13 protein-coding genes are annotated in these 18,535 nt (G+C 36.8%); 2 read left to right on the top strand and 11 right to left on the bottom strand.

Going from position 1 to position 18,535, the window contains the following annotated elements; all coding sequences use genetic code 11:
* Positions 1–152 precede the first annotated feature (152 nt).
* Entirely contained in the window at positions 153–776 is a 624-nt protein-coding gene (locus LKD71_RS14565; protein ID WP_227616006.1) for an RloB family protein, read from the bottom strand.
* 1 nt (position 777) lies between these two features.
* A complete protein-coding gene (locus tag LKD71_RS14560) occupies positions 778–1,950 on the bottom strand; it encodes an AAA family ATPase (protein ID WP_227616005.1) in 1,173 nt (390 codons plus the stop codon).
* A gap of 449 nt (positions 1,951–2,399) precedes the next feature.
* Between LKD71_RS14560 and LKD71_RS14555 the strand changes: the two genes are divergently transcribed.
* Both LKD71_RS14555 and LKD71_RS14550 read left to right on the top strand, forming a co-directional pair.
* Positions 2,400–3,872 carry a nucleotide sugar dehydrogenase gene (locus tag LKD71_RS14555; protein WP_227616004.1) on the top strand — a complete coding sequence of 491 codons (1,473 nt, stop codon included), beginning with the start codon at positions 2,400–2,402 and terminating at the stop codon, positions 3,870–3,872.
* A gap of 16 nt (positions 3,873–3,888) precedes the next feature.
* A complete protein-coding gene (locus tag LKD71_RS14550) occupies positions 3,889–4,974 on the top strand; it encodes an NAD-dependent epimerase/dehydratase family protein (protein ID WP_227616003.1) in 1,086 nt (361 codons plus the stop codon).
* 84 nt (positions 4,975–5,058) lie between these two features.
* Here LKD71_RS14550 and LKD71_RS14545 read toward each other — a convergent pair whose 3' ends face one another.
* The 9 genes from LKD71_RS14545 to LKD71_RS14505 form a co-directional block, all read right to left on the bottom strand.
* A complete protein-coding gene (locus tag LKD71_RS14545; protein WP_227616002.1) occupies positions 5,059–5,871 on the bottom strand; it encodes a hypothetical protein in 813 nt (270 codons plus the stop codon).
* Positions 5,855–8,935: an amidohydrolase family protein gene (locus LKD71_RS14540; RefSeq protein ID WP_227616001.1), complete on the bottom strand. Its 3,081-nt coding sequence runs from the start codon at positions 8,933–8,935 to the stop codon at positions 5,855–5,857. Before LKD71_RS14540 ends, LKD71_RS14545 begins: the two co-directional genes overlap by 17 nt.
* A gap of 21 nt (positions 8,936–8,956) precedes the next feature.
* Positions 8,957–11,647 (bottom strand): hypothetical protein, encoded by a 2,691-nt coding sequence (locus tag LKD71_RS14535; RefSeq protein ID WP_227616000.1) that lies wholly within the window; start codon positions 11,645–11,647, stop codon positions 8,957–8,959.
* 42 nt (positions 11,648–11,689) lie between these two features.
* A complete protein-coding gene (locus LKD71_RS14530) occupies positions 11,690–13,048 on the bottom strand; it encodes a hypothetical protein (RefSeq protein ID WP_227615999.1) in 1,359 nt (452 codons plus the stop codon).
* Between the two features lie 187 nt (positions 13,049–13,235).
* Positions 13,236–13,814, bottom strand: a complete 579-nt coding sequence (locus LKD71_RS14525) for a VanZ family protein (protein WP_227615998.1) — start codon at positions 13,812–13,814, stop codon at positions 13,236–13,238.
* 57 nt (positions 13,815–13,871) lie between these two features.
* A complete protein-coding gene (locus tag LKD71_RS14520) occupies positions 13,872–14,618 on the bottom strand; it encodes a hypothetical protein (RefSeq protein WP_227615997.1) in 747 nt (248 codons plus the stop codon).
* Positions 14,619–14,833: 215 nt separating this feature from the next.
* Positions 14,834–16,354, bottom strand: a complete 1,521-nt coding sequence (locus tag LKD71_RS14515; RefSeq protein WP_227615996.1) for an MATE family efflux transporter — start codon at positions 16,352–16,354, stop codon at positions 14,834–14,836.
* 24 nt (positions 16,355–16,378) lie between these two features.
* Entirely contained in the window at positions 16,379–17,308 is a 930-nt protein-coding gene (locus LKD71_RS14510; protein WP_227615995.1) for an ATP-grasp fold amidoligase family protein, read from the bottom strand.
* A complete protein-coding gene (locus LKD71_RS14505) occupies positions 17,286–18,527 on the bottom strand; it encodes an O-antigen ligase family protein (protein WP_227615994.1) in 1,242 nt (413 codons plus the stop codon). The genes LKD71_RS14510 and LKD71_RS14505 overlap by 23 nt, the downstream gene beginning before the upstream one ends.
* Positions 18,528–18,535: the final 8 nt, after the last annotated feature.

Below are 18,535 nucleotides of genomic sequence, written 5' to 3'. Positions count from 1 at the left end.
TTTGAGCAGATATGCTCAGATGTGCAATTCATCTCACCACCTGAAGAGGTGGGAGAATTCTTGCTACATTTGTTAAAGCGTGGCCCGCCTTCTGACGCAGCATAAGCTACCTGAGGCCCCCGTATTATCAGATTTTCAAACATAACCTTCTCCTATTGCTTGCTGTTCAAATACTCTACCAGCTCCGCAACCGTTGTCACCGGATTGCTCTCTCTGGAAAGTATTTCCGTATGTTCTGTCTGCAGCGTAGCCACTCGTTTCTTCGCCCGTTCAATAGCTGCTTCCTGCAACGGCTTCAACTGTTCATATACTTCCTTATTCTTCTCATACTGCTCCAGCCTGCCTTTTTTCTTCAACAGCTTAATGGCAGCTTCGCAATTCTCAACAGGTGTGGTCTGATTATTGAAATGCAACAAGAACCAGACTTCAAAGGACGGATTGGAGAAAGCGATCTGATAACCCTCCTTGATTGCCGTTTGCTTTGCCTTGGAAAGCATAGCGTTCGTGTTGTCATCCCGGTCAAAGACGCACCAAATGATATCACCTTCATCCGGGTAATATGGGCTGTACCCGATGGTTGCCTGTGCCTTCTGTACCAGCTTATCCGCAGATTTATATTGAGAAGGAATTGGAACAATATCAATATTACACTCTCTGCTACGGAACTTTTTGAAATACCGGATTTCCGTTTCTGACCCTTCACAGATCAGGTACACCACCGGTTTTCTCTTTCTTCGCCCGGAGGCTTTGCGTTCGATCTCTTTGATTCTTCCCATCTCAGATACCTCCTCCGATAAACGGAATGGCACCATATCTGCCCTGCAGGTATCCTCTGGCTATGTTCTCCTCTTTTCTCGGAGAAAACTCAGTCAAAGCATAAATGTCAGTCTGCATTGTCTTTTCATCTTTCTCTGCAAACCATATCTGGTCACGGCGCAGCAATTTCAAATCTAGCAGTCCCGTATCATGAGTGGTAAAGATCAACTGCGCATGGTTCTGGTTAGTGGTCTGATCCTGAATCATTTCAATCAGATGTCGGGTAAGCAGTGGGTGCATACTCGCTTCGATTTCATCCACCACAAGCACCGCACCGGAGTTCAGCGCATCCATCCACAAACCGATTCTGGAAAAGAAACGTTGTGTTCCCACAGATTCCTGCCCCAGCAGTAAGGTATACTGCTTTTTCTCACCGCTGTCATCCGTGAGCTGATGCACCGTGGAAATAATCGGCTTCTCTTTTGTGCCGGACAGTTCCACATTGCAGATGCCAAGATCGGCAAGCATCATTTCTTTTAAGATGCGCTGTTTCCCATCGCCGCCTTTTCGGATTGCGTCAATGGTGCTTTCATTCGATACACCTGTTGCAATCAAGCCACGAAGGTTTTTCTGGAACCACAGATATGCTTTTTCTGTCTGGGCGCAGTTCCACTCGTTGGAGCTTGTGAGGTACAGCCTGTTTTCCGAAGTCCGTCCGGCAAGGGTAAGCTGTTCCTGGATACTCTCACGAAATTCGTACTCGTCTTTCTCTCTGGAGAACACCAATGCTTCTCTGCCGTTTGGCCAATGATAGAGGTATTCGCTGATAATCCGATCCTTGTCGAAGGAGAAGCCATAGGCATATTTGATGCTCTCATAATAATAGATAATCTCAAACGTAGTCGGCTCCGTCTGTCCATCCACAAAAGCGAACGGTTCATAGGGAAGCTCTGCACCTTTGAGCGGTTTGGCATAACTGCCGCAGACCATTTCCCGCATAAGTAGAAGCGCATGGATAACGTTGCTTTTGCCCGCCGCATTTGCACCGTAAATTGCCATAACCGGCACAAGTTCTTTCTTTCCATCCGGGGAAATCAGGACTTCTTTCATAGTTTTATCTGCGGCTGCCTTCATGCTGATGATGGCAGTCTCTTTTATCGAGCGATGATTCGTTATAGAAAACTGAAGTAACATGGCAGATCCTCCTCACATACTTGCTTTCTGATACCATTATACTCACAAAACACCTTATAGTCAAGTTTACTTCTATTATTTGCAGCTTTCCTGCAAATAATTCAAATAAATATTTTTAGAATGAGTTCTTTTGTTTATCTTTTCTTATTTTCCTTGCGTAGACAACAAAAAAACAGGGGACAGGATAATGCCACCAAGTACCATCCTGTCCCCATATCATTTACTGCATATCTCGTTCGGTTTTCTTATTCTGAACTTTTCATAAAAGTTACACTAAATAACCGAAAAGCTTGGAAACAAGCCATTTTTCCAAAATTTGTTTTTTTCTTACCCGATTTGTTTTATGTTTTTGTAATTGACATTTTCCCCAATATCTGCTATGTTAAATACATCTTAACCACTCACAACCGTCACAAAATGTGATCCACAATAACATTTGGAGAAAGAATATGAAAAAATTATCTGTAAGGAAAATGGCCGATACGATTATCGCCAAGAGAAAAGCCAAAAAAATCACACAGGCACAGCTGGCAGAAATGACCGGCATCAACAGGGGGATGATCAGCAGGCTGGAGAGCTGCAACTATACTCCGTCCATCGATCAACTTCAGGCGATTGCTGAGGCACTGGATTTTGAAGTCGTGGACTTGTTTGAGGATGAGAAGGCTGACAAGAAGAAGTTTCTGGTAGACCGGAAATATAATATTGCTGTTGCCGGGACCGGTTATGTAGGGCTTTCTATTGCTACGCTCCTGTCGCAGCATAACCATGTTACTGCCGTTGATATTATTCCGGAGAAAGTGGAGCTTATTAATAATAGAAAATCTCCTATTCAGGACGATTACATTGAGATGTATCTGGCCGAGAAGGAGCTTGATCTTACTGCTACTCTCGACGGGGAAGAAGCATACCGAAATGCCGACTTCGTTGTCATCGCAGCTCCTACCAACTATGACAGTAAGAAAAATTTCTTTGACTGCTCTGCCGTAGAAGCCGTGATCGAGCTCGTTCTGAAAGTAAATCCGGATGCAACCATGATTATCAAATCCACGATCCCCGTTGGATATACCGCATCCGTCCGGAAAAAATATAATACAAAAAATATTATTTTCAGCCCGGAGTTCCTTCGTGAATCGAAAGCCCTGTATGACAACCTTTATCCATCAAGAATCATTGTTTCCTGCGATGAAGATTCTGCTGAAAAGGCCCATACCTTCGCTGCTCTTCTCCAGCAGGGCGCTCTCAAGAAAAACATCGATACTCTGTTCATGGGCTTTACAGAAGCAGAAGCTGTAAAACTTTTCGCCAATACCTATCTTGCTCTTCGTGTTTCTTATTTCAATGAGCTGGATACCTATGCAGAGACCAAGGGGCTGAATACCCAGGAAATTATTACCGGTGTATGCTTAGATCCGCGTATCGGTACTCATTACAATAACCCAAGTTTTGGTTACGGCGGCTATTGTCTGCCGAAAGATACCAAACAGCTCCTGGCAAACTTCAATGATGTGCCGCAGAATATGATTTCTGCGATCGTGGAAAGCAACCGGACAAGAAAAGATTACATTGCCGACAAAGTTCTGGAAATGGCCGGTGCCTATGAAGCAAACAGTTCCTGGGATCCCAGCAAAGAAGGAGAAAAAACTATCGGTGTCTATCGCCTGACCATGAAGAGTAATTCTGACAATTTCCGCCAGTCTTCTATCCAGGGCGTTATGAAGAGAATCAAAGCAAAAGGCGCCAAAGTAATTATTTATGAACCCACTTTAAAGAATGGCGAAACCTTCTACGGCTCCGAAGTAATCAATGATCTGAAAAAATTCAAGAAAAAAAGCCAGGCAATCATCGCAAACAGATATGATTCCTGCCTTGATGATGTAAAAGAAAAAGTTTACACAAGAGATATCTTTAAGAGAGACTAAAGGGGAGAAAAGAGAAATGAATCATATCGATTTAAAAGGCAAAACGGTATTTGTGACCGGTTCTGCCGGTTTCATTGGCAGCAACCTGGTTCTTGAGCTTTTAAAAACTCAATCGCCTATTCATATTATCGGTCTTGATAATATGAATGATTATTATGATGTCAGCATCAAAGAATGGCGATTAAAAGAGATCGAAGAATGCGTGAAAGAACATGCAGATTCTACCTACACATTTTACAAAGATGATCTCGCTAATAAAACTATTATTGATCAGATCTTTACAGAGCATAAACCGGATATCGTGGTTAATCTCGGTGCTCAGGCCGGTGTTCGTTATTCTATCACCAATCCGGATGCCTACATTCAGTCCAACCTGATCGGCTTTTACAATATTCTGGAGGCCTGCCGCCATTCCTATGATAACGGTGCAAAAGGAGTGGAACATCTTGTCTATGCATCTTCCTCCTCGGTTTATGGAACAAACAAGAAAGTCCCGTACAGTACCGATGACAAAGTAGACAATCCCGTATCCCTTTATGCAGCCACCAAGAAATCCAATGAGCTGATGGCTCATGCCTACAGCAAGCTTTACAATATCCCCTCCACCGGTCTTCGTTTCTTCACTGTTTACGGTCCTGCCGGCAGACCGGATATGGCTTATTTCGGCTTCACAAACAAACTGCTCAAAGGCGAAACTATTCAGATTTTCAATTACGGACACTGCAAACGTGATTTTACCTATGTGGATGATATCGTAGAGGGCGTGAAACGTGTCATGCAGGGCGCTCCGGAAAAGAAAAATGGTGAAGACGGTCTTCCCATCCCGCCGTATGCTGTCTACAATATTGGAAACAGTAATCCGGAAAATCTCTTAGACTTTGTAACTATCCTTCAGGAAGAACTGATCCGTGCTGAAGTGCTTCCGGCAGATTATGATTTTGAAGCTCATAAAGAGCTGGTGGCAATGCAGCCTGGCGATGTCCCGGTTACTTATGCAGATACAAGCGCTCTTGAAAGAGATTATGGCTTTAAGCCTAATACCAGCTTAAGAACAGGACTTCGCAGCTTTGCGGAATGGTATAAAAAATTTTATCAGGTATAACGATTCAGCGGGAAGCCAGTACGCACTGGCTTCCCGCTTGATTTAAAGCATTACCATTCATTTTTCAATGTATTTGCGAGCGCTTTAATCTGATGATTCTTCATCGTCTTTCAATTTCTTACAGACTGTCTTTATGCCGTTTAGCATATCCTTCATGTCACTTTCTTTTTCCATATTTTCAGCAAATTTGGTTCTGTTTGCATCCCATATTTTCATGATATTGTCTACAAAGTATTTTTTTCTATTTTCATAACAATAATTTCCCATTCCGTTAATATATCGGAACATTTCCATTTCAACTGCATATTTATGCTTAGAATGTCTGACCCAGGTTTCCTGATACTTCTTTACATCCAGCCATTTTATAATCAGATATGTTATAATCAGAGCTGCACCATAAAACGCTGTACTGTATATAGAAAAGCTCCAATCCATATTTTCTACAAAACTTACAAAATCACCAGCTTTTATAAACACACTCACATTATAAGCTATGATGCTCACCAAAAATATAACTGTTGTCGTGGCAAATGGCAACATACACAGAAATTTTATTCTGAAATTTTTCCTTTTATTATGCTTTTCCTTGGTGTAGCTGTATTCATAATCATAAGTGAATAATTGAAAAAAGATCTCATCTTCGGCTTTTTCTCTGTCCTCTTTGCCAGACAGCCATGCATCTTTCCACTCTTTAAACAATTCCCATTTCGGATCCTTCTTCTTTTTTGACTCCTCAATTTCCTCCATGTGATTTTTTTGATTATATATTAAAACCTTCCATAAAGATTTTAATATACCCCAAATACCTCTGAGCACAGCAAAAAGTAAGCCATACGACTTGATTTCTTCTTTTATATTCTTCATAAGCCACTCCTCATGCTCAATATCCCTCTTCATCTCTAGGTTCTGCCTTCAGAAAGGACTGGTTATTACTCATTTCCTGGACGTTTTTTATCCATTGATAGATTTCTGCCCTCTTATACACATGATTACCATCAGAATCTACCATTCTGGATAGCGAGCTTGCCACCAGTGCATATTCATTTGAAAGACAGGTTGCAAAAACACCCTGATCATCCGTATTGATCGACACGTTCAACTGCGGACATTCCTCCAATTTTTCTACATCATGAGTCAGGCCCATATTATAAAGTTTAAAAATCGGATGTTTATCATAGGAAGAAATGCGATTTATCATCAGATTGGAAGATGGATTGGTTTCAATAGCAATTTCTCTTTGTGCAAGTTCGAATTGCATGGCTTTTTGTACCAGCGATATTGCTTTGACCATATTCACAGGTATTTTTACCGTCTCCGCTTTTTCTCCACTTTCTCTCACATATGTATTGTAGTGGTAAAAATGGTTCAATACCGCTGCCGGAAGAATGTAACGGATTCTCTGGTCTTTTGGGAACTCTCTGTTTACACTGCACTCATCCCAAATAGATTTCACATTCAATTGCTGCTCATAAAATCCATTCTCATATAAACCGGGATGATCCCCTCGAAGCATCCATGAATAATAATAATTTCGGATATTGAAATCATAAATGGACCCATCATTTTTTCTTACAATCCCGTAGCGAAAATCATAGACACTGGAGCGTCTCTGTCCAGCTTCAGATATCTGATCTGCTTGTCTCGCTATCTGACTGCCATATTTTTCGCTATATCCCGAACCATATTCACATGCTCTTCTTGCAACATCCTCAATATAGCCTTCTCCTATAAATTTGCTGTAAATCAAAGCAAAATATTTTTCAAATTCAATCTCCAGATACTGAAGTAGTGTGTCTGTATCCGGAATATGATACCGAAGCAGCTTATAATACAACCATACTACATTATCAAGATAGTCCATTCTCCGTATGGAAATCTTGAAATTGCAGTCTTCGTACCACTTTTCTACATCCATTCCTAAAACAGTAGCATGTCCCAAACGGTCTCCACAATCCAGATTAAGAAAATGTACAGCCTCATCCACTGCTCTAAGCCCATCCACTATATCCGTAAAAACTTCTCCCACATGATAAGTTTCACGCAAGGGCGGCACTTCCGGTTTAATACTTAATCCCCTGTAGCAGGAATGTTTCTTCAACACTCGATACACCGTAGCAAAAACTTCCGGTCTGCAGCCATCTTCATCGGAAAATGCATCTATTCCTTTAATTCTCTGTGCCATCTCCGGATTCTTTCTGCGAAGCTGTATCAGGCCATCTGCTTCTTTTCGGATTCGCGCTCTCAAATCATAATGCCTGTAAAACATATGTCCATACTCACTGGGAATCTGTCTGAAATTATCTACTCTTTTTCCAAATCCCATAACATAATAGTATTTATCTGCATATTCTTTCAAGCATCCCTGTTGAATCTCTCTATCATAATAACGAATCAATTCCGCATCTTCTGCACAGCTTTCCCCAAAACTTATTCTTACCTCAATGCTTTTTATATTCTGCTGCCTTACAGAAGCTTCTATTGCTGCACGGGCCAATTCACCATAAGTATAATAAGAAGTAAACATACCCTTACGCTTCTGATATTTATGGAAATTAGTGAAGCCCAATTTCTCATTACTTTGCTGTATTTCCATTCGAAAAGACTCTTTGATCAATAAATAGACATAGAATAAGTTAAAATGATTTTCTGACAAAAGTTCCCTGTCTCGAAACATTTTATATTCCAGCCAACGTTCTCCGATCAGTAAACTCTGACTCTCATCTGTGTCATACCAGGCACCGGCACCATTCGCCGCATAATCACAGTTGATATGCTGCACTTTGTCCAGTAAACTATCGATGATGATCTGTAAATCCGTACGAAAATCTAATAGCTCAGAAGTATTTCTCAATAATCTCCATACACTCGTCTGCGTTTGTTCCCGCCACTCTTTCTCATACTCACGAAGATTATCTTTGTATAGCCATGTACACTCTCTTAACAAAATATTTCCAGATTTTTGGGCAAGATCAAGTATAGCTGAGGTAAAATCTCTTTCCGTCAACAGTCTTTCCAGTTCTTTTTCTATTACACCCGCCGGTTTTTCGTTAAATATTTTCTGAAATAGCCAGCAATACTCCGGATATTCTTTGTATAACTGCCCCATTTGTTCATATGCTATACTATATTGGATTGCATCGCGATATTTTAAAGCAAATTCATACATGCCTCCATTACTTTTTTGAGATATATAGCTGACTATTTTTTCCCAGGAGGCATAATAAGTTCCAAGCTCTATATATCTTCCTGTCAATTCCGAAAAAAGATATACACGGATGAGTGCAGCCTGCAAGTGCTGTATTTTAAACTTATCTTCCTCGTAATCATAGGACAGGCGTATCCGTGGATTACGCCTCTGATTGTCCATTTCATCCATCTGCCTGACAAAATTTTGTTCATTTACATGATTCATCAGCATCAGCCAGGAGAGTGAAAAATAATGAACAGATCCCAACAGATGAAAATGATTGTCAGAAATACCATCTGATAAAATACGGTTCAACTGAACATTATTATGGCCAATGATATCCGGCCAAATGAAAGATCTCCTGATCTTTCCGTTTTCATAATCCATTCTGGCATACATAGCAGCAAGAAAGACGGTATTTTCCACCTTATTTGTCACCTGGCGCCATTCCTGCAAATATCTGAATCTGCAAACCACCTCACCATTTCTGGCTTCCAAAATCATTCTGACGAAGACCTCGACCAGATCAAATACATTAAAACTCTCTGAATCCGCTATATAGTTCTGCTCCTCATACAGCTGAAACTGTACCTGGCTTTTAAAAAACTGAAAACGTTTATGAATTTCCGCTTCATCAGCATTGTCTTCATATGCATAAGATATTTTTTCCAACAAATCCAGGGGTATCTTATTATAACAATACTTTCCACCTATAATTTGTTTCGGTAGTATTTTCCTAAATAATATACCGATAATATTATATAGCTCATCCATTGTATTCACCCGTTTTATCTATCAGCCAACCGGTATTTCTTCAAATAACCCTCTATCTTCCATTTTTCTCATAACAATACTGCAAATATAATTTGATACAGCAATTCTGCTGGAAGAATCAGCCTGCAGTTCATTTATCATCTTATAAAATGGGCATTCAGACATGATCTCACCAAATGAGCTTTTTCCCTCCAACTGGTAGACCTGATCGATTTTTTTCAAGTAGTTTTTAAATTTATCCAACATCCTCTTATATTCCAAGAAAAATAAGGTATTCTCATCATTCATTTGAATATGAAGCGTTGGAATCTCTGAACTATAATCCAAAAAGTTCTTTTTTATCATATTATAAGTAATGTCAAGATTATAGAAGGGGATTATCGCATTTCCATATGCGCGGTCCCACTCATAATAATCATTCCATAATTGATCAAATGCCTTTCCTATCTTCCTATCAAGATCTGCTGCATATGGCTTTCCACAAGATTTTAAAGGATTTCTGATTAAGTCCTCATATTTACAAAAATACTCGGTATATGAAAAAACATGTTTCAAAAAAGCTGTCAGCTCATAGTCATCTTTGCTGCCCTGAACAAGTCTTAAGGTACAATTATTTTCTCTGAGTTCCCATCTGATATTCGTAGAATCAGCCTTTACAGAACCAACGTTCTCATAATTTATATCTAATGCAGTCACATTCAGCATGGAAACAAAAATAAATGCTTTCACCTTTATTAAAATCTGTTCTTCGGTATCATCCGGAGAAAACTCCAAAGGAAACTCATTCGGCTGATGCTCAATGTAGCCAAGCAAAACCCCACGAACCCGGATGTCAGTATAATTGTTATTCCCAAATAAGGCACTGGCTGTCACATCCGGGAAAAAATATTGCGCCCATTTGCCACATATCGTCCGTCCTGTCACAGCCAACAAAATATGATAGCTTTTTTCTATCTCAGCCATTCTTCCGCGCAGCTCTTCTCCAGGATCGGACAACTGCACTTTGTCTCTATATATGGCCATAAAATCAGTTTTATTGATCTGACGTTTACTCCACTGGTAAACTTTATATATCTCAGTCAGATGGAGCGTATAAGAGTACAATAAACAGAAAATAAATTTTTTAGAAAACTTTTGTTTATCTCTTGTCATATGAAAAATACTATGTACCAGTTCAGCATAACTATATGCCACATGGCTATTGTCATACTTTATTCCATCCTGAACAGACTCTGTTTTTATCCCTCTCTTTGACTCTTCCATTTCTTCTTCGCGTAATCGTCTTATATCCAGACCTAAAGGAAGAATATCTGAACATATTGCCTTTACAATACTTTCTCCTCTTCTATCAATCGGCTCCTGCATCCATAGATTGAGCAGATCAGACTCTTTTTTATTCTTTACCAGAATTTCTTCTTTGTATCTAAAATTGCAATCTTCTTCTACCCATTCAATATTTTCCTGAAACTTTTTTAAATCAGCTTTTGACTCCAGCAAATGATTATATTCATCCAGTTTGTGAAGTAATTCTGTCATATTATACAATGACCTTAATGTATCAGGCTCTATAAAGTGCTTATGCATCTCATCATAATCAAAGCACACTTCTGTCTTGTCATACATCATGGCAAATATGAACTCTTTGAGAGAGAAAATATGTCTGTTTGTTCTTGTCCTAAAATCATGAAGTATATTCCAACGATTACTTCCTATGTCAATTTTAATTTCATCCTCAAGAGCAGGCATATATAGGCGCGAATATATTGGGAAAACTTTTTCGATAAACTGTAAGGTCGCTTCCTCAAAGCCTCCTTTATTACCATTTTCATTTTCAAAAAAGCTCAAACACCGCTCCTGTAAATTACTGTAATCATATGCCGTCAAGACAATAACACCAGGCACCGTGAGATACTTATATATCGTACTCATGATTTTATAAGTACCCCAGTTTTCTTTTCCGTCACCTTTTTTTCTCCTGGCAATATCAATATCGTCTAAAGTGATTACAAGAAATCTTTGTTCTGTTTTCATCAAATCCCGTGAATTACTGTCTATGGTACCTAAGTAGAGCTTCACCAATTCTTCAAAATTTTCTCTGATTTTCTGGCTGCTTCCGGCATTTCTCATTTTTTCAAAAGCAGAATATCCTTCAGAAACAGTTTCGGAAGAATTAAGTGAAACATAGTCCTCATAAATTTTTTCAAATTTCTGAAAAAGCATACGATTGTCATACTCGCGAATCTTCTGTGCCTCTCCCTGCGCATAATGCTGAATTTTCGCAAACATATTTGCAAGTACCAAGATAAAAACATTTTCTGATTCTTCCATAATAGAAGCATCTATACAATCCAGTGTATAGAATTTCGTGTTTTTGAAATTTGGATCTTCGGAAAACAATTCTATCTGCTCAATTCCATAATTCTGCGTACTGGTATGCAAATCCAGCATATCCTTAAAGGATAACATTGCTGAAGTCTTACCGGTTCCTCTTTTTCCCACAAAAGAAATAATATTTGAGCGCTCAAAATCCGTATTTTTCTGATTTTTCCCGTATTGCTTCCAGTCTGAATTGTCTTCAATAATCTTCCGAAGCAGGTTTTTTCCTCTTGAATATAAAACAGAAAAAATCGAGGTATTTAAATCCTTATATCCTTCATGTACAATCCCATTCGAAAGTAATTGCTCAAGTTTAATTAATTTTTCTTCACTCATACCTTCCCCATGCTTTCCCTGAATTTACCGAAAATCCGTTCCTTATAACTGCACTTTTTTCCTAATCGCATTCATTGACAGTCTCTTCTCCAAATGCTCTACATAATCCGGATGATCCCCATACATTTCACATATGAACTGGTTTTCTCTTATATTTTTGACAGCAATCTCCATCATATTCAGACAATAATTATAATAACCATAATCTGGTTTTTCCACATGCAGCTCAATATCTGCCAACAAAACATAGCATTTGCATATATACTCCAGTTCCAAAGCAGGAAGTTTCTTTACAGTCTTCTCCATTGCCCTGGTATCCCCCAGCGGAACATGAAGTATTCGCAAAATATTTCTAAACTCTTTCCGTGCGGCCTCACTGTACTTCTCATTCCGGGAATTCATTGCGATCTTATATAAAGCTCTGAAATTCAGTGGGTTCAGTCTGTATGCATCCTCATATGACTGCTCGGCCTGTATATTTTTGTTTGCTTTCTCATATAACTTACCCATCCGGTAAAAGTGGAAGCTGTTGCATGCCGGCACCTGGCATTTCTGCGTACAGTTACGAATCGCCAATATAGAAAGACTTTTATACTCGGATGACTTAATTGCTGTCTGCGCGATGATATTTTCAGCCATATAGAAATCGTTTTCATACTTTGTATGCATTTTATCCGCTTCCTGCAATAACGTCCAGCTATCATACTCTATCGACTGATTCAACATATTACATATTTCATTTATCTTTCTCTTGCAGTACAAGACAGCATAATCCAAATGTTCTTCTCCGACAATTTTGCCATTCACAGCATCTATGTGAGGCGAACACTCCAGCCTATCCAATGCCTTTTTCCATTCTTCTTTTAAACCCAGCAATCCTTTTTGATAAACCTCAAAGCCTTCATCTGCATTTATCTGTCTAAACCATGATTCTGTGTTATTCAAAAGCTTCCGTAACAAATCATACTCACAGTATACATCTATCATATGATTTATCAATTCCAAACTTCCGCTTATATCCACATCTTTCCCAGCATACACTGCAGTCAAAATTTTCTTCCATATGTCCTTTAACACCGCACTATCCAGGATCTGTCGCTTTTTATTTTCATTTGTGATGCTTCTTTTCCATAACTTCTTCTGATCAATCTCGACATTTATATTGTAATTTGATAAATGCCCAAATCGTTCCTGAAATTTGCCGCTTACATCATTAATGTATAAGATCAGATCAAAATGATTATTGCTTCTCTTCAGCAAATCGTTTAATTCATCATGCACCTCATTATATGCATAGGTAAAATATGAAAATCCGTTTAACTTCAAAAACTCTTTAAACGACAATGCAGCCTGATAATCGTCTATAGAGTGTATGATGGCGATCTCTTCCAACTCCTGCATTCCTTAATCTCCTATTCTCATTGATTAATACTCTGACACAAACGAGCAAATGCTATTTTCAGCCAAAAAAGGTTAAGATATTTTATCATAGAATTTACCATCATTCAATGAATGATACCTTAATATTTATTACTTTTTAGTTATATTTATATGATTTCTATCTGCTGAAATACAACAGCATTAAGACTCACTCTTTCTTCCTGACGCCCCGCATTTTTCTTCTCCTTCCCTTTACCAATTGATCACAAACAGTGATCCTTGCATTGCCAAACAAAAGTCCAAGCATACAGCCTAAACTATTATGAACCATATCATCCCACTCAAAAAGTCCCCGGCAAAGCACTAATTGCCCAATTTCGATTCCAGCAGAAATAATCAGACCAACTAACAGGCCAAACCACCAAGGTAGTTTCTTATGAAACAACGAAGGCAGCAGAAAGCCCGCCGGAGACAATAATAAAATATTTAAGAGATTTTCTTTCAACAGTTCCTGATGACCATGAAAAACTTCTTTCCATGACCAAAAAAGTTCCAATTTATACTCCCGGTAATCTTTCGGCTGCCGCGCAAATACGGTTGAACCAAAAACAATTCCAAGAAAAATAAGCAAGATCATTCCTGATATGGCCTGAGAGAGAAGAATCTTTTTATGCCATAATAAATATCCGGCCCATAGTGCCGTAAGCAAACACAAAACTGAAAAGCAGATAATCTCACGTTTTGTCCATGCAGGGTTATATGTTATAAAAATCTGATAAATGTCCAATTCTTTCCTTTCAGTGCTGTTTTAAAAACTGTACACATCAAAAGCACCAGATCTCTCCTATTCTTCTTTTTCAACATCAAAATCAGCAAGTTCATGATATACAGGTTTAAAAAAATGCTTACATTTTCCTTCCAATACATCCGGCATAATACTCTTCATCATTCGATCACCGTGCAATTTTTTCGAATAATACAGGTGCCTTGATTCAGAAATCTTTTTCGCATAGGCAGCATTATCATTGTTATTTAATAAATATTCTTTAATATCATTCGAGATAACCGTTATAAGCTGATCGCTCAATTTATAATAAGTCCCATTTTTAAAACCATATTGTTCAATATCATTCGCATATTCCCCGAGCACTTCTCGATCAATATACTGTTTTAATTGATGTACAAAGAACTTCCGTTCTGAATACTCCAAATCATTTATCGAATCGCTTTCATAAAGTGCCTTAAAACCATGCTCCCAATCAGCGACAAACCAAGCCTCTGCTTCTGGTGATGCAAACAACAGAAACACTTTCATTTCCTGATTACCTAAAATATCCTGGACTCTCTTAACAATATCCGACTTATATTTATCAATCTCTTCCTTGGACTTTCCCTGAAATCTTCCATCCAAATCATCTTCAATCAGTATAGCCTTACACTGATCGATTTCATCTTTATGGTTCTCAAGAATAGTATATATTTTTTCTAAAAGCTTCTCTCCCGTAAGTCCACTGATGTCTTTATTGATAATCTTAGGATCACCTTTCTTTTTAATCGTTCTATTCGGCAGATACTGCTTATATTCAACCAAGCAGCCACATTTCTTAATAATTTTGATTCTATGGTAACAGATTGAACATCAAACCACACCCGCCCAAAAAACCATACTATAATATACCACTTCTCATTATCATTAACACGTTTTTTACCAAAACACAATTATCCATTTTTTTTGATTAATTAAGGGCTTTCATAACTCCCATTCCTTTAGGTAAGGTAATACTATTAGTTCATCTTTTATACAAACTATTTTTTTATCTTATTTATACTTTTTTTTACAACTGATCTTATATGTGTGCGATAAAATATCGTATTTATTACCACACTGATAAGCACTACCAATATTGATATTTTAACTGCTAAAAAAATCCAAGAGACATAAGTCACACTCTTCATTTCAAACCATGTTTTAACAAAATATAAATTGATAATCAAATGTACTAGTACTACTATAACTACATCTACAAAAATTTGTTTAAGGAATTTCTTGAATGGCCACTTGATTAAGTTTTTAGAATCATACCAAGCCATCCAAACAGTCTGATAAAACATAGCTATAACTGTTCCAGTTGCTACACCAACTAATCCCCATGCCTTAACTGCTATCACTGATATAATAATATTAAGAGCAGACGCAATTATATAATTGTTTTGCGTTTGTTTATAATGCCCTCCTGCCAAAATCATTATATTGTAAGGAAGTCTTAAACAATGTCCCGCATTCGCTATAACAATCAAGATTGCAAACAAAGGTTGTACATAGTTAACGTCGGATATACCCTTAGTATATACTTCAACAAATGGGACAATAAGAGCAGACGTAATTCCAAAAATCAGAATAGTTCCCGTATGTAGAATCCATTCAATCCAACCGAAAAACTCTTTTAATTCATCCAGTTCTTGTTTAGCCCACATTTCACCAATTAATGCTTGAATACCATTAGTCATAGAAAGCAGTAATTGCTTAACACCTGACGTTACTATGCTGTAAACCGAATATATGGATACATCTTTTAAATTAGAAAAAATTGTTAAAACAATATTGTCAGTTCCATCAAGAATCACTGCTGAAACATGTTGAGCTACTCCATTCCATTTTTGTTTTATTGGTTCTTCTGTATACTTAATATTCCAATTCAGATTATAGTGTCGTCTAACATATATTGCCAATATTAAAGGACGTATAGCATATATTAGCGAAGTAACCAATTTTACAACATGTATACCTGACCCGAGTTTTATTAGCATAAAACAGGCAGCTGTATTCATAACTAAAGTAACAGTCTGTGATATATATGATACATACCCTTTCTGATCTGATGTCAATAAAAGGCTGTTTATAATTCCAAAATAATATTGTGCAAAAGAACTGATACTCATTACACCAATCATTGTTGCAGTATATACAAATCCAAATTTTTGATTAGCTATAAAAGGATAAGATACCATTAAAATAACTACATATGCCGTAAGTATTTTTGCCAATTTTGAAAAAAACTTCTGTCCTGAAACAATAACTCGACTAATTTGTTCATCATCTTTTTCAGCTAACGGTTTATATAATGATGACTGTATTACTGCACCAACACCTAATTCCAAAAATGATATGATTGCCAAAAATTGCGTAATGGAATTGACTAATCCATTCACTTCTGAACCGAATGATTTCAAAATAAGTCGTGGCAAAATAAATCCACAAATAATTGTTACTACTTGATAAAGTAATGATGTGCTCGTATTTAATGCTAAACGTTTCTTTCTTTCCACAACTTAAGAGCCCCCTAATTATATTTATTGTGTCTTTTGGGGAAGATTAATCCAACTTCCCAGTTTGTAATCCCACTCAATCGGTTCGATCCTATCGAATCCACTTCCATCAAAAAAAGTCATTTCTCCAAAATATACACCTTCTGGAGTTTGATAAAAATCGACTCGAACATGTGGAATATTCGTTGCCAATTTTTCAGCTAGTGCTTTCATTAATTCAAATTTCTCTGGTTTTTCCGGAAGCTTATCAGCATTTTCGTATCCCCACTTAATATCTAAATGATTATAATTTTCATCAAAATAATCTGCCTTTGTACTTTTATCTGACATTCGATCAGAATTAATCATTACCAACTTAACCCTTCCATTAAAACAATAGAACTTATAATCCTTAAGTTCATAGCCAGACTCATCAACTATATATTTTTCAGCTATTATTTTTCTAGGTACATTTTTATAGGGCCACTCTCTAGCTGTTATATAATAATCTTGTTTTAATCCTTTTTTTAACTCTGATATTACTTTATTACAATCCATATTATTCTTATTTTTACATATATACATTCCTGTTCCTGAGTTATGATTACATTTCAATACAAATTGATCAGGCAATTTATCAAATTCTATATCCTCTGCATTATCCCAAACACCTAATAATGGTATCAGATATTCTTCACCTATCATTTCTTTTACATATTTTCTCACTAGATATTTATCCACATACTGTGTATATTGTGGCTTACGATCATACAATTTTAACCATTGTAATTTTTCATTTATTGTTTTAGGATTTTCCAAGTCTAATTTCCTATGAAAAACCGCTTTAAACTTTTTTTCTAAGAATTCTCTATCGCCCATTCTGTTGTGTAATCCATAACAGGATGTTATATAAAACCTATAATCTGAATCATAAATTATTCTTAAGACAGTTTTACAAACTTTCTTTATTCTCATCTCTTTTTCTCCTTAAATTCTTTGCGCTAATATACATAATCATAATATAAAAATAATTTAATTTATCAAAATAAGAAACTACTCCATAATCCATAACCAATAGAATTGCCGCCATGATTATTGAAAGAATAGCAGTTGTATCATATTTTCTATATATTAATATTTCTTTTATTGGTTTTAGCCAAATCATATAATATATAATTGTTCCGATTAACCCCCCACATACTAATAATTCCACATAATTATTGTGAAAATAAGTCTCTTTTCCGCCAATTGCATTAACCAGAACCTTACCGCTATTTCCCATACCATAACCCAAAATCGGATTTTTTTTAAATTGCTCTATTCCAATTGTAATAAATTCTGCTCTAACAGAAGTTGAAGCATCTACAGCACCCTTTCCTGTGACCATTGCAACAAGACCATCCATTCTGTCTACAATCCCTTTAAACATTTCTATATTTCTTAATTGCAATAAAGCAAAATACATAATTAAAATAATTGCTAAAATTTTTAATAGAGTAAGAAGAAAATAGTTACTCTTAAATCTAATAGAAAACAGGAGAAATCCTCCCAACATAAGCATAACTAATGCCTTTCTACTCCCTGTAGCAGCAATGACAATTATTCCAAATATAGATAAACAACTACATAAACCTGTGCTGAAAATTCCCATTTTTTCAAATAACACTTTATATACAAAGGCTATAATTGCAACGCTAATAATCATGGCTATACTATTCACATTAGAAAAAATATCTTCTAATCTATCTCCACGACTAAGTACCGACATAATAGTTGCTATTCCATACCTGTAAAACGAATACATTGCCACTATGAATCCACTAACCATTAAAATCATATATAAATCACTAACCGAATTATACCTACTGTAATATATATATAACACTGACATACATATTAATATTTCCGTTATAGTTAGAGCTTTTCTTATTGCTAAATATGGAACATATGACCAGATTGAAGAACACATTGCAAATAAGATAAATGATAAAATATATTTATGAAAACTATCTATTTTTACTGTAATTTTAAAATTATTACGCAGCGCAAGCAATCCAAATATTAATATTGTCATTCCTAACAAAATATAACTCACCCTATAATCCATATCAAATATGATAAACGAAGATATCATTATTGCCGTACAAATATGAATTAAATAATCAATTTTTGTCTTCTTATTTATATGTTCCATTCTATTCC

Source organism: Fusicatenibacter faecihominis (assembly GCF_020686945.1).
Classification (GTDB): Bacteria; Bacillota; Clostridia; order Lachnospirales; family Lachnospiraceae; genus Limivivens; species Limivivens faecihominis.
Note: the sequence above shows the minus strand (reverse complement) of the source record. Positions and strands in the feature narration are given on the sequence as shown.

Bases quoted from the DNA above. Each gene is read 5' to 3' on its own strand.
- LKD71_RS14565 (WP_227616006.1), bottom strand. From the start codon at position 776: ATGGGAAGAATCAAAGAGATCGAACGCAAAGCCTCCGGGCGAAGAAAG.
- LKD71_RS14560 (WP_227616005.1), bottom strand. From the start codon at position 1,950: ATGTTACTTCAGTTTTCTATAACGAATCATCGCTCGATAAAAGAGACT.
- LKD71_RS14555 (WP_227616004.1), top strand. From the start codon at position 2,400: ATGAAAAAATTATCTGTAAGGAAAATGGCCGATACGATTATCGCCAAG.
- LKD71_RS14550 (WP_227616003.1), top strand. From the start codon at position 3,889: ATGAATCATATCGATTTAAAAGGCAAAACGGTATTTGTGACCGGTTCT.
- LKD71_RS14545 (WP_227616002.1), bottom strand. From the start codon at position 5,871: ATGAAGAGGGATATTGAGCATGAGGAGTGGCTTATGAAGAATATAAAA.
- LKD71_RS14540 (WP_227616001.1), bottom strand. From the start codon at position 8,935: ATGGATGAGCTATATAATATTATCGGTATATTATTTAGGAAAATACTA.
- LKD71_RS14535 (WP_227616000.1), bottom strand. From the start codon at position 11,647: ATGAGTGAAGAAAAATTAATTAAACTTGAGCAATTACTTTCGAATGGG.
- LKD71_RS14530 (WP_227615999.1), bottom strand. From the start codon at position 13,048: ATGCAGGAGTTGGAAGAGATCGCCATCATACACTCTATAGACGATTAT.
- LKD71_RS14510 (WP_227615995.1), bottom strand. From the start codon at position 17,308: ATGAGAATAAAGAAAGTTTGTAAAACTGTCTTAAGAATAATTTATGAT.
- LKD71_RS14505 (WP_227615994.1), bottom strand. From the start codon at position 18,527: ATGGAACATATAAATAAGAAGACAAAAATTGATTATTTAATTCATATT.